Source organism: Finegoldia sp. BIOML-A2, assembly GCF_009678315.1.
Classification (GTDB): domain Bacteria; phylum Bacillota; class Clostridia; order Tissierellales; family Peptoniphilaceae; genus Finegoldia; species Finegoldia magna.
This window is the reverse complement of sequence record NZ_WKZE01000010.1, coordinates 38,518-51,641: the sequence shown is the minus strand read 5'-3', so window position 1 is coordinate 51,641 and position 13,124 is coordinate 38,518. Positions and strand designations below refer to the sequence as shown.

Sequence of the window (13,124 nt, the reverse complement as noted above, 5' to 3'; positions counted from 1 at the left end):
ACTGTTTGTTCAGGTGTTAAAGTGTTTGTTGAGTTGTCTGGATATGTTAATGTTACTGATCCATCATTTCCTACTTCAACTTTTGTAGCTTTTGGGTTAGCTGTCTTAACTTTTCCTTCTACTTCTTTCTTTTCTGCATCTGTTAATGCAGTCTTATCTTTAACTTCTGTCTTTTCAGGTGCTACTACTGGATTCTTTTCTGCATCTGTTTTTGCTTTTTCAGTTACTGTTTGCTCAGGAGTTAAAGTGTTTGTAGATTTGTCTGGATATGTTAATGTTACTGATCCATCATTTCCTACTTCTACTTTTTCAGCTTTTGGATTCTTGTCTTTAACTTTCTTTTCTACTTCTGCTTTTTCTTCTGGAGTAAGAGCAGTCTTATCTTTAACTTCTGTCTTTTCAGGTGCTACTGCTGGGTTCTTTTGTGCATCTGTTTTATCTACTACCTTAACAACAACTTGAACTATTTGTTTTGAACCATCTGGATAAGTGATTGTTACATTTTGAGTATATTGACCAACTTTACTATCTTTTGTTGGTAATTTTGCTGGGTCTACATATAACCAAGCATGAGAATCATTACCTATTGGTAGAAGGATTCTGTTATCTTCGCCAACTACAAACTCACCGTTATTTTCCTTGAAGATTAACTTAACTTTTTTATAAACATCGTGAGCATTTACATCTTTACCTTTTGATACAACTAGCTCTCCACCTTCTGCTGTAAATAATGAACTCCAAGGAGCTACTGTTTGTTTAGTTTCTTCTGATGGCTTTTTACCTTCTTCTGTTGCTTTTGCAGTTATTTTAGTATCTTTTTCTAGTTTTGGTGTTTCAACAGTCCAGTTTCCTTCTTGATCTGCTGTAGTAGTTTTCTTTTCTCCATTTGGTAGAGTTACTTCTACTGTGGCACCTGGTGTTGCTGTACCTGTAACTGTTGTATCAAAAGATTTTGGTTGGTTGATTTTTGGAGCTTCTGTCATCTCTACAACTGGATTTTTGCCTGCTGTAGCAATGCCTTCTTTTGATTTATTTCCAGCATTATCTTTTGCTATAGCTGTTACTTCTGTTTCGTCTTTTACTTTGTCAGCTGGGATTGTTACTATTCCAGTTGCTGGGTCTACTGTTAGGCCAGATCCTTCTGGTGCGCTCCATGTTCCATCTTCACCTTTTGTTACAACTACAGTTTCTAGTGTATCTTTACCTTCTGGTGTGTAAGTTACTTCTACTGTTTTTGTATCTTCGTCTGTTGGTGGGGTTACTGTTACTGATCCATCGTCTTTTGCTTCTACTTTTGGTGCTGCTGGAGCTTCTGGAGTTTTTTCTCCTACAGTTGTTGTAGCATCCGCTGGTTTTTTATCCTTTTCAGTTTGTGTTACTACTAGTTCATCACCTTTTGCAAGTGTTGTTCCATCTGGAACTTTTACTGACCAAGTTCCGTCATCATTTACTGTAGTTTCACCTATGATATCTTCGCCTTTTGTTACAACTATATTTGAACCTGGAACACCTGTACCAGTTATTGTTGGGTCATTTGCAGTTACATCATTGATTTTTGGTTTTGCTGAAGTTTCTTTTACCTTAGTAGCTGTAGCTGTAATCGTTGCATTGTCTTTACTTATAGCTGTACCCGCTGGTGTTGACCATGTTGGGTTTTCATATCCGTCTTTTGCTTTTACTTCTGGATACTTGTCAGCTGTTAATGCTGTTCCTTCTTTTACATCATATACTTTGTTGTTTGCAATGTCGTTTACACCGTCTCCGTTTGTAAATGTTACTCTTACGTATCCCTCTGGTGTTGGTGCATCTGGATTCTTTGTTCTGTCTATGATATCATCTAGTTTTGCTACATTGATTTTTGCTGTTGCGTTGTCTGTTGACTTGTCTGGATAAGTCACTACTACTGGAATTTCTACAGGTTTTCCTGCTTCTGATTCTTTTGGTTTATAAGTTACTTTTCCTGTTTTTTCGTCTATTGTTGCACCTTTTGGAGCATCTTTACCTAATGCGTATTTTGTTCCTTCTGGTGCTGTTGTAGCTTGTCCGTCTTTATCTGTAAATGTTGGTGCATCTGTTGTTACTTCAACACCTGCTTTTCCATCTTTATCTTCGTATGATGGTGTTAGCTTATCAGCAGTTGTTTGTTCTGGTGCTTTTTGTGTTGCTGTCGCTGTGATTGTTGCGTTACCAGCTGTTATTTCTGTTCCTGGTGCTACTGACCATGTTGGGTTTTCGTATCCATCTTTTGCTTTTACTTCTGGATACTTGTCAGCTGGTAATGCTGTTCCTTCTTTTACATCGTATACTTTGTTGTTTGCAATGTCGTTTACTCCATCACCATTTTTAAATGTTACTCTTACATATCCGTCCGGTGTTGGTGCGTCTGGATTGTTTGTTCTGTCTATGATGTCGTCTAATTTTGCTACAGTGATTTTTGCTTTTGCGTTGTCTGTTGACTTGTCTGGATAAGTCACTACTACTGGAATTTCTACTGGTTTGCCAGCTTCTGATTCTTTTGGTGTATAAGTTACTTTTCCTGTGTTTTCGTCTATTGTTGCACCTTCTGGAGCACCTTTACCTAATGCGTATTTTGTTCCTTCTGGTGCTGTTGTAGCTTGTCCGTCTTTATCTGTAAATGTTGGTGCATCTGTTGTTACTTCAACACCTGCTTTTCCATCTTTATCTTCGTATGATGGTGTTAGCTTATCAGCAGTTGTTTGTTCTGGTGCTTTTTGTGTTGCTGTCGCTGTGATTGTTGCGTTACCAGCTGTTATTTCTGTTCCTGGTGCTACTGACCATGTTGGGTTTTCGTATCCATCTTTTGCTTTTACTTCTGGATACTTGTCAGCTGGTAATGCTGTTCCTTCTTTTACATCGTATACTTTGTTGTTTGCAATGTCGTTTACTCCATCACCATTTTTAAATGTTACTCTTACATATCCGTCCGGTGTTGGTGCATCTGGATTGTTTGTTCTGTCTATGATATCTTCTAAGGTAGCCTTTGCTGTGAATCTAAAGTATCCTCTTTTATTATATCCTGGTTTGTCAATATCAATTATACGATTTTCTGGTGTCCACGTTACTGGGGCTTTGTATCCATCTTCAAATGTTACTTGTGGGAAGTCTGTATCTTTAAATGTTATTCCTGGTTTAACGTATGTTGTTCCAGTAGTTTTGACCTCCTTTACACCTGTTGAAGCTACAAATCTAACTTCTATACTATCTCTTGGTAAGTCGTCTTTACTTGGTGAGTTTGGATCATTAGGGTCGATTGTAACTATGTGGTCGCTTACGGTTAACATTTGTTTTGGAACTTCTATGAAAGAGCCATCAGTAAATGTTACTTTTAATGTTCCTTCAGATTTTCCAGCTTCATTAGAATTTCTTCCACCATTATCTGTTATTGTTGCTGCTTCTAGTAATTTCCTTACTGCATCTGAATTACTACCATCGGCTGGTATTACACCATGACGCCAATCAATGTCATCACCCTTCCAAACTTTGATTGTTTGAGGATTTACTCCACCAAGTTCTTTTACCTTATCGGCTGTTGTTGATTTTTTGGATACATTAATAACTGCATTAACATTATCTGTTGAGCCGTCTGAGTATTTTACTACTACAGGAATTTTAACAGCTTTTTCTGCATCTCCGTCAACTGGTGTATAAGTTACGCTACCGTCAGCATTAACTTTTGCACCTGTTGGAGCACCTTCACCTAATTCGTAAGTTACGTTTTCTGGTGTTGCTGGGTTTCCATCTTTATCAGTAAATGTTGGAGCTTTTACTGTAGCTTCTGTACCAACTTTTCCATCAACTGCTTCATATTTTGGCTCATAGTTAGTTGCTTCACCGTCTTTGATTGAAAGTGGAACTCTGTCTACATGACCTTTTTTGATTAGGACTTCTTCGCCTTTTTCATTTAATTTATAGATATCATAAGTTACTTCTACGTTTGGATCTTCTTGGGTAGCTTCAACTTTTACTGTTGGTGTTCCAGAGATTTGATCTTCTGCTATAGTTAAACCATCAATAGCTTTTCCATCAATAAATTTAGCTGTTACATTTTTAAATACATAGCCTTCAGATTCTAATGGTTTAATAGTTTCACTATAAGCACTGTTTACATTACCATCTTTTAATGGCGAATCTGTTACTAAAGCGACGTATTGAGAAGTTCCTACTGCGTCTTCTCCTGAATCTTTATCAGGTACTGATGTCTTTATAGTTACAGTATATTTACCTGGTTTTGTTGCTTTACCAGAAATAGTACCGTTATTTGGATCAATTGTAAGTCCTTTTGGAAGACCTTCAGCTGAATAAGTTGCACCCTTCATAGAATCATCGCTGGCGCCGGGGTTAGGAATGTTTACTTCATCATGTGCTGAAACTACTAATTTACTGATTTTTACAGTAAATGAGTCTTGTGCCAATAATTGACCGTTGTTTCCTTTAGCATCAACTCTATATAACTTAGCTGTAAAAGTTGTTGTTTCAGTAACACCTGTTGTATCATAAGTTGCTTCTGGGAAATCCCCTGTAGAATTTGGTTTAGTTGCAGTTTCCGTTTTAACTACATTTCCCTTTGCATCATACCAAACAATTCTAAATGAATCGGATGTGTTCTTATAAGGGAGTCCTTTTGTTTCTGTCTTAGCTTCATCACCCGGTGTTGCTGTGTTAAGACCAGTGTCGTAGTTTGTTATATTAAACTTGATTTCAGCTGGAGCTAATGCAAAGTCTGCTCTTGTACTATTTGCCGCTTGGACTGTGGATACACCAAATGCTGCTTGTGCCCAACCTCCGTGGATACCCCAAGCATTGTTAGAACCTGTGTACCAGTTGTTGTTCCAAGGTGTCATAACTCTTAACTTGTCAGTGCCTTCTGCGGAAATGAATAACCAATCAGAGTTTACGTGTTTTTCATTCTTGTCAAGTGCACCAGTTAAGAAAGAACCATCTGTGGCATTTTTAGCAACGGTTCCAAGGCGATCTTTTTGTTCTTGAGTCCATCCCTTTGGTGCAGTATATTCAGCAACATTTACACCATTTCTTTCTGGTCCCCAAGTACCATTAAATTGAATCTTGTAGTCACCTTCAGCATTGGTTACGGCGCTTACGGTTTCCGCAATCCATTTGTCTGGTTCTTTTGCTACTTGTTCTTTTATCCAATCTTGCAATTGCTTTTCAAGTGCAAAAGTCCATCCTGAACCACGAATATCACTAGGTTTGGATAAACTTAACATATTAGCAGTTTCTGCGCTAAAAATTTGTTTTAATGCGTAGTCAGATAAATAAGATGCTCTAACTTTTACATCTGGAGCTGGTGATGTATGAGTTGCTACAATACCCCATTGGATGCCGCCTGCAGATTCATAGTCCCAAGACACCTTACCTCTTACAGCACCTTGACCAACATTCAAAACTGGATCTGGGTATATTTGTGGACCTGTTGGAGTTGCTTCTTTATGCATCAAGTCTTCTTTTGGAATTTCCATTAAAAGGACTTTAAAATCAGTCAATTTATTAGGTATTATATAGCTACTTGCACCAGCTACACCAGGTACACCAGGTGAACCGACAGCATTGAATTCAACAGATTCTCCTGTTGAATATTGAAGTTGATAACCTGCTGGAATAGTAGATTTATCCACCCAGAACTTATAAGATTCAGTCCCTGCTGATGAAGTTGTATCGGCATCAAATTTAACTAGTTTACCATCATCCCCGATATATGGTTTTATCTTCATGTGGAATTGTCCACTAGCATCAGATGTTGCAGCGTATACAGGCGAAACTCTGTTTCCCTTCTTTTCAAACCATTGGAAGTAAACTCTAACCCCTTCCATTGGTATAAATTGACCTTTGTCTGCTTTAGCCAAATTTTTGTTTACATCATCGCCTACTTGTACACCGACATATCCGTGTACTGCATTTTTTGCATCTGAAGTTGTGTCTGTGTCTTCTGGTGGTGCAGCATCTCTAACTCCAGTTGTTGGTGCTTTTGGTGCTAATGTTAATTCTGGTTGATTTAGTTTTTCTATAGCATCTTTGATGTGTTTTTCAACATCGTAATTAGCATCTTTTTCTAGTTCTAATTTAATGTCGTTTTCAATCTTTTGGATTTGTTCTTCATCAAATCCAGCGTCAAAAAGTTGTTTCTTTTGTTCTTCTGTTAATTTGAATTCAGTAGTTTTTTCTGCTGTTTCTTCAGTTGTTGCTTCAGATGTTTCTTCTGCAGTTGTTCTAACAGTTCTCTCTTGTGCATTTGTTTCTTTTGCATTTGAAGAATAAGCTTCTACGTGAGAAACTGGTTTTTCAGTTTCTGCAATTTCAGCAGTTTCTTCTTTTGGTTGTTCTGATTCTTCTTCAACGTTTTCAGTGTTTGCAACTTCCGTTGATTCAACTGTAGCTTCTACAGCTTGTGGTTGGTCAACTTTTTCAGCTGCAACAACGTTTGGGGTGAAGAACATCATGTAACCTAAAAGGCATGAAACTACACCTACTGTTAGTTTCCTAAGACCATATTTTGGTCTTTCGTTAGAGCTTTTGGCTCTTTTTTCGGTAATGATTTTTTCAAATATCTTTTTGTTATTCATTACATTTTCCTTTCTTAGAATATTTTCTCTATTGGGTGGTTGGTTTTTGTAACAAAAATAAAATTTCGTATTAAAAATTGTTACTTTTTTGTAATATTTCTCTTTTAAACTCATTTTAAAAAGCAAACCACAACAATTGTGAACTTAGAATTTTATTTTTTAAATAATGAAAAGCCCGGAAATCGGCTTGTAAACTAATGTACAAAAGGAATGATTTGTTCAAAAGTTTTCTAACATTAAATAAAAAAATCAACTCTTCGTATGGATATTTTACCACAATGAATAAAAAATGCAAGCATAATGGAAGCAAATTAAACAAATCTATTATTTGTTGAATTATCCTGATTCATAGGGATTACATGTTAATCAACCTGTCTATGACAACATTTGTGCATATGTTTTTATCGTGCTAAATAATGTATCGTTATTCTTTTATATTCCTAATTATCACATTTAGTAAAAAACACCTATTCTTTTAAAAATTATGGTTTTTTTGAAATTAGTTAAAGATTTTAAATTTTTGTTTGATTTGTTAAGTTTATATTGTTTTAAACATTATTTTTTCACTAGTAATGTTAATTCTATTTGGTTTTAAATTGTAAAATGAATTATTATTTTCAATCTAAATTAGTAATTAGACTTAATTAAAATAAAAGTATCAATATTTTCACAAAAATAAAGTGGTTTTTCAATCAATATGAATTTTTATGATTTTTGACATTTTGGGACAGAATTTTTTTAACCCGAAAATTTATTTCAAATTAAGTTACCAATCTATTACATAAAAAAAGAGAGGACTGACGTCCTCTCTAAATCTTTTTAGTATAATCTATTTGCGTAAATTATTTACGTTTTTTAAGTGAAAGATAAGCTCCACCCATAGTAGCCATTGCTGCTGCTGCTATTGTAGCTGCTTCAGCTGCTGCACCTGCTTTTGGTAATGCTTTCTTTTCTTTAGCTGGTTTAGCTGGTTTTTTGTTATCTTCTTTTTCTGGTTTTTTGTTGTCTTCTGGTTTCTTTTCGTTGTCTTTTTCTTTTTCAACTACGATTGTTCCACCTTCGATAACTTTTTCGTCATCTTTTTCTTCTTTTTTGTCTTCTTTTCCACCCTTGATAGTTACATATTCAGGAATTTCAACTTCTTTATCTTTAGCTTCTTCTTTTTTTTCAGATATTTCTTCAACGTTATTTTCAGCTTTTACTTCAGCTTCTGGTCTGAATAATCCTTTAACTTCAGAAACTAATTTACCTTTTTGAACTACTTTGTATCCTGTTGGAACTTTAGTTACTGTAATCTTGTAAGTTCCTTCAGCAATACCTTTAACAATGATGTCTCCGTTTTCATCAGAAGTTCCAACGTAAACTTTTGAACGATCTTCGATGTTTGAGAATGTTAATGTTAATCCTTGTACACCTTTACCAGCTGTGTCTTTTACTGCGAATTTGTAAGTGTAAACTGTTTTAACTTCTTTGATTTCGTCTTTAGTTTTATCGTATTCTTCTTTAAGTTTATCTAATTCTTTTTGTAACTTAGCAATTGCATCAGCTTGTTCACTCTTGCTTAATTGTGAGAAGTTTTCAAGTTCTTTGATCATGTCAGCATTTAACTTGCCAGTTAAAGAATTAATTCCTTGATTTTGATCTTTTAAGATAATGTTAATTCTAACATATTTTTCTTTTAATTTCTTTTCAATTGATTTTAATTCTTCAGTAACTTTGTATGCTTTTTGATTAGCTACTGCATATTCTTTAGAAGCCTTGTCATAAGCATCTCTAGCTGCTAAATAGCTTTCATAAGCTGCTTTTGTATTAGCTTTTGCATCATCATATGCTTTATTAACTTTCTTTGTTTCTCTTTCAATTTTAGTTAATTCAGCTGCAGCATCTCCATAGTTATCATTTAAGATATATTTTTTATCTAATTCTTGTTTTTTAGCTTGATATAAAGTATCAGCTTGTTTTTCAGCTTGTTCTAAAGTTGCTTTTGCTGCTTTTTTAACATCAGTTCTTTCATTAGATGCTTTTTCAGCCGCATTATTAGCTTTTGCTAATTCTAATTTAGCATTTTCAACAGCTTTTCTAGCTTCAGTAATGTGCGCTTCATCAGCTGGTTTTTGAGCTTCTGCTTCTTCTAATGCTTTTTCAGCTGCGTGTAATTCAATCAATGCTTTATCAGCTGCTGCTGAAGCTGATTCGAATTTTCTTTGCATATTAGCAATTGTAGTATCGTATTCTCTTTGAGCTTGTTTTTTAGCTGCATCACGAGTTGCTTCTGCTTCTTTTAATTGCTTGTAATATTCTCCAACTTTAGCGTCATATTTATCTTTTTGTGCAATTTTAGCTAATCTAGCTTTTTCTTCAGCATCTTTTGCTGCTTCCCAAGCTTTTGTAGCTGCTTCGTAGTTAGCTTTTGCTTTTTCGTATTTAGCTTTTGCTGCTGCTTCTTGAGCTTGTAATTTTTCAATTAGACCTTCAGAAGTTTGGCCTGAAGCCCATTCTTGAGTTACAATAGCTGCTCTTCTCTTTGATAATTCAGCGATTTCTTTTGCTAATTCATCCAATCTAGCAGCTGCTTGTTCTTTAGTTAAGTTTAATTCTTCAGTGTAAGAATTTTCTGCAGAATTCTTTTCAGCGAATGTGCTTGCTGGAACTGCTGTTACGATTAAAGCACCAGCTAATGCTGCTGTCAATAATTTTTTGTTTAATTTCATTGGTTTATTCCTCCTAAAATTTTTAACCTTCATAAACTTAAACTTATATCATTTATGACTGTTTATCTGTAATTATATTTTAAATCAAATAATTTAATAAATCAAGCTTTTTAACAAAAGTTTAGTGCAGATTTGTCTAAAATATAACTTAGTAAACTTTCACTAAATGATAACGTGTGTCTATGTAACTTTTATTATACTATAATGAATTAAAATTTCAACCTTTTTTAGGGAAATTTTTGTGTTTTTACATATTTTTAATGGATTTTTTATATTTTTTTGATATTAGATGTATTTATTCTTGGTTTTTCTTAGTTTGTATTGGTAGATTTCGCTTAATTTAAATTATTTTTTTTGAGTTTGTTTTGATTTTTATGTTCTAATTTTCTTCGATTTCTTTCTCTATATACTATTATATGTTCGTGTGGTAATTATTAGAAGTGTTGTTATGTGAATATTGTGATATAACTGAAAATATTTTTCTACCAAAATTATGATCGTAATTTTTCTAGCAGTGGTACTTATAGCACAAAGTTATTTGATTTTGAATTCGTTTGATTTATGTCAGATGTTTCGTATTTACGCTGTTATGCTAAAGTATCTGTTTATTTGATGTTATCTATCGGTACTGTTAGTATAAATGAGATTTATTTTTGTAACTTTTTTGTAATTTTTTCTCATATTTTTATTTTTTTCAAAGAAAAAACACCAAGTTTGTTGCCCTTGGTGTGTTGTCGTGTTTTAACGTACAATATATTTCATCTGTATGTGTGGGATTCCATCTTCTTCAAATGGTTCTGATGTTTGAGTGAATCCTAATTTTTCGTAGAAGTTCATGGCGTAGGTTTGAGCTTCTATAATTATGGTATCTGCGTGAAGTTCTTCTGTTGCAAATTTTATTGCTGTTTTCATTATTTGTGTTCCGTATCCTTTGAGTCTTTCTGATGCGATTACTCTTCCGATGTGGAATGTGTCTTCTATTTTGTACAATCTACAGTAAGCCAAGATTTTTGAGTTGTCGTTTTGCAAATATATGTGGTGGCTGATGGTGTCGATGTCATCTACTTCGTGATACGGGCATTGTTGTTCTACTACGAATACATCGACTCGGAGTTTGTAGATGTTAAATAGTTCTAGTGTTGTGAGCTTGTCGAATGGTTTGATGATTGTGTTCATTGTTTCTCCTAGAAATTGTGCGATTATTGTTGGATAGTCAGTTGTGGTTCTGGTTGTCGATTCTTAAATGATTTGTTGTGTGTTTGAGTTTGTATGCCAAAAAAATTACTAGGACTAATGATAGTCTTAGTAATGTTATGTTGATATTGGTGTAGGCATCTTCGTTGTATCTGAAAAATTCTGTCATTAATTTACTCCTCGTAGATTTACGGATTGTCCAGTGTTACATACTTTTTTTATTTTACCATCTTTTATGACGTAGCAATTTCCGTAGATTATGTTTTCTGTGGCTACGATGTATGCCCCATCTTCTATGGCGTAGAATTTTCTTCCGTAGCTGTCTGGTAGTGTTACATCTTCCATGATTCGTTGGTTGTCGATTCGTTGGTGTTTGATTTCTTTGTAGTGTGGAAGTACAGATATATCCACAATTCCTAGTCCTTTGAGAAATCTACGGTAGTGAGTGGATTTGACTTCGCCAAAATTTTCTGGCTGTGCGTATACTTCTGATGCTGAATTCATGCTTCCTGCGCTGATTCCTATCACTAGTCCGTCGTAGTTTTTGATGTATTTTTGAAGATGAATGTGGTGGAAGAATTTGTTCTGTGTGGGAACGTGACCTCCCGCCAGTATTATGAGGTTAGATTTTGATATTAGCTGTTGTATGATCGATTTTTTGTAAATGGATAGTACTTCCCAGTCTTTTACAGTGAATCCACTTTTTTCGAAGGCTCTTTTGTGGTGTGAGCTTATTGTGTTGGTTAAAAGTGGTGTGTGTGGATCTGATGGAATGTACAGACAGTAGATATCCTCTACGTATTCGTGGATTTTGTCGACAAAACCATTTTGGCTGTTAAGTTGTCTTTTGTCAGAAGACATTATGTCGCTTGTAAGTATCACGTTCATTTCGCTCTCCTATATTTCGTGCAAATATATTTCGATTTGGATTTTGACCCAATTATCCAATATTTCCTTGGATATTACTTTACCGTAGAGTAGTTTTCCAGCGTCCATTAATCGTGAAAATACAATGTTGTCAGCTTTTGGTACGTATCCAATCTTTACGTTCATATCGTTTCTGATTTCGATGGCGTTAGCATCGTAGGGGTTGTCCTGTTGTCTGTAAAATTCCAGCCTATCTCCTATGTGGATGTGCTTTTCTAATTCGTCCATTCCTTCGATGTGTGTGGTCCCTGCGATATGCGTATCGAACAGCAAAATATCACGTTGGAATGGTTTGATTCCAGCTAAGCCATGTCCATCAGTGTATTTTATTCTCAAATAATCGTTGTTCTTTTTTATGATGTCACTCATTTTATTCCTCTTTTAGAAAGTTTTCGATTTCTTCGGTGTATATTTGTATTTCATAAGAATACCTGTCGTACATTTCGTTAAGTTCCTTGTATTGTTCGATGGTTTTTTCTTTGTTTACCAATGTTTCTTTTAATATATATGGATAAGTCGATTTGATTTCTTGAATTTGTGAGGTGAGTCTGTCAACTAATTTGGTGAGCCTTTGTTTTTCTTCAAGGGAATTTTCGACTGTGATTGATTTGTCCTCCAATGATATTTCTATCATTTGTAGTTCAAGCAAGTTCCCGTTTTCGTAGCACTCTACAACCTTGTTGAAAAGTTCTTTTTCGTATTCTGTGACATTTGGATTCATGTCTGGGTGTAGTTTTTTAATTAGTTTTCTGTAGAGCGATTTTAGTTCCTTATCTTCCTCAACGGATAATCGCGGTAATCCTTGGCGAATTTTCGCATCTTCGATTTCTCCAAGCTTAGCGTTAAGTATCTTGTAGAATTCCTCCAATTCTTTCTCAAGTTGTTCGTCAATCGTATCCAAATCGATAGGCTCGTTGTGGTTGCGAGAAGTTATAATTAATTCCAGCTTTCTTTTCAGCCTGCGATACTCACATTCCGCTTCATAGACCTTGTATTCAAGCTTTCCGAATTTCAGAACGTATTCAGCTTCAATATTCTTGCATTCATGAAACAACAAATTATCGCGTTCAAGTAAAAGCATCGACACAGACACTCTGAGCTTGTCGAGCTCATCGTCGTATTTGTCATTGTAATCCACCTTAACGATTTTTTTAATCATAGCCTTCTCCCCCGATAATTTCTTTAGTTTATTTTACCACAATATTGGGGCTTTTGGGGTGTGGGGTGAAATGTTGTTAGTGTTTTGATAGTGTTTGAAAAAAGTATACGCCCTGTGACTCTGATTTTAGTAAACAAACCAAAAACATCGTAAATAAGTGAATCATTCGGAAAAAATTGGAATAAATTTTAGCGAAATGAAACGTTAAAAATTGTGCTGTTTGAGCCGAAGGCGAGTTCACAATTTTAGTTTCATAAGCGATGAATTTATTAATTTTTGTAGACAGATGAGCGTTTTACGAGTTTTTGTGTTTCCCTGTCCCTGTGTGATGTATACGTCCTGCGAAACCCCCTCTCCCTTTTTTATAGAATTGAAAAAAGTAGATGGAGAATGCTTGCTAAATAATTTAGCATTGAAACAAACCAAAAACATCGTAAATAAGCGAATCATTCGGAAAAAATTGGAATAAATTCTAGCGAAGTGAAACGTTAAAAAATCGCACTGTTTGAGCGTCAGCGAGTTTGCGATTTTAGT

The 13,124-nt window shown here is 34.9% G+C and carries 7 protein-coding genes; all 7 read right to left on the bottom strand.

Annotation, left to right across the window (positions count from 1 at the left end; translation table 11 throughout):
* A partial coding sequence (locus tag GKF99_RS07690) for a YPDG domain-containing protein (RefSeq protein WP_172978604.1) occupies window positions 1-6,599 on the bottom strand: 6,599 nt, incomplete at its 3' end.
* An 842-nt stretch (window positions 6,600-7,441) separates the two neighbouring features.
* Window positions 7,442-9,310: an adhesion factor FAF gene (faf, locus tag GKF99_RS07685; protein ID WP_172976434.1), complete on the bottom strand. Its 1,869-nt coding sequence runs from the start codon at window positions 9,308-9,310 to the stop codon at window positions 7,442-7,444.
* Between the two features lie 741 nt (window positions 9,311-10,051).
* Window positions 10,052-10,486: a GNAT family N-acetyltransferase gene (locus GKF99_RS07680; protein ID WP_154273061.1), complete on the bottom strand. Its 435-nt coding sequence runs from the start codon at window positions 10,484-10,486 to the stop codon at window positions 10,052-10,054.
* Window positions 10,487-10,523: 37 nt separating this feature from the next.
* Window positions 10,524-10,673, bottom strand: a complete 150-nt coding sequence (locus GKF99_RS07675; RefSeq protein WP_241673590.1) for a hypothetical protein — start codon at window positions 10,671-10,673, stop codon at window positions 10,524-10,526.
* On the bottom strand, window positions 10,673-11,392 hold the full coding sequence (locus tag GKF99_RS07670; protein WP_154273060.1) for a Type 1 glutamine amidotransferase-like domain-containing protein: 720 nt from the start codon (window positions 11,390-11,392) through the stop codon (window positions 10,673-10,675). The genes GKF99_RS07675 and GKF99_RS07670 overlap by 1 nt, the downstream gene beginning before the upstream one ends.
* A 9-nt stretch (window positions 11,393-11,401) precedes the next feature.
* Entirely contained in the window at window positions 11,402-11,800 is a 399-nt protein-coding gene (locus tag GKF99_RS07665) for an HIRAN domain-containing protein (protein ID WP_154254838.1), read from the bottom strand.
* Between the two features lies 1 nt (window position 11,801).
* Complete coding sequence (locus GKF99_RS07660) at window positions 11,802-12,590, bottom strand: DnaJ domain-containing protein (protein ID WP_154273059.1); 789 nt, start codon at window positions 12,588-12,590, stop codon at window positions 11,802-11,804.
* Between the last annotated feature and the right edge of the window lie 534 nt (window positions 12,591-13,124).

Coding starts and splice junctions, on each gene's coding strand:
- faf (WP_172976434.1), bottom strand. CDS start 9,310: ATGAAATTAAACAAAAAATTATTGACAGCAGCATTAGCTGGTGCTTTA.
- GKF99_RS07680 (WP_154273061.1), bottom strand. CDS start 10,486: ATGAACACAATCATCAAACCATTCGACAAGCTCACAACACTAGAACTA.
- GKF99_RS07675 (WP_241673590.1), bottom strand. CDS start 10,673: ATGACAGAATTTTTCAGATACAACGAAGATGCCTACACCAATATCAAC.
- GKF99_RS07670 (WP_154273060.1), bottom strand. CDS start 11,392: ATGAACGTGATACTTACAAGCGACATAATGTCTTCTGACAAAAGACAA.
- GKF99_RS07665 (WP_154254838.1), bottom strand. CDS start 11,800: ATGAGTGACATCATAAAAAAGAACAACGATTATTTGAGAATAAAATAC.
- GKF99_RS07660 (WP_154273059.1), bottom strand. CDS start 12,590: ATGATTAAAAAAATCGTTAAGGTGGATTACAATGACAAATACGACGAT.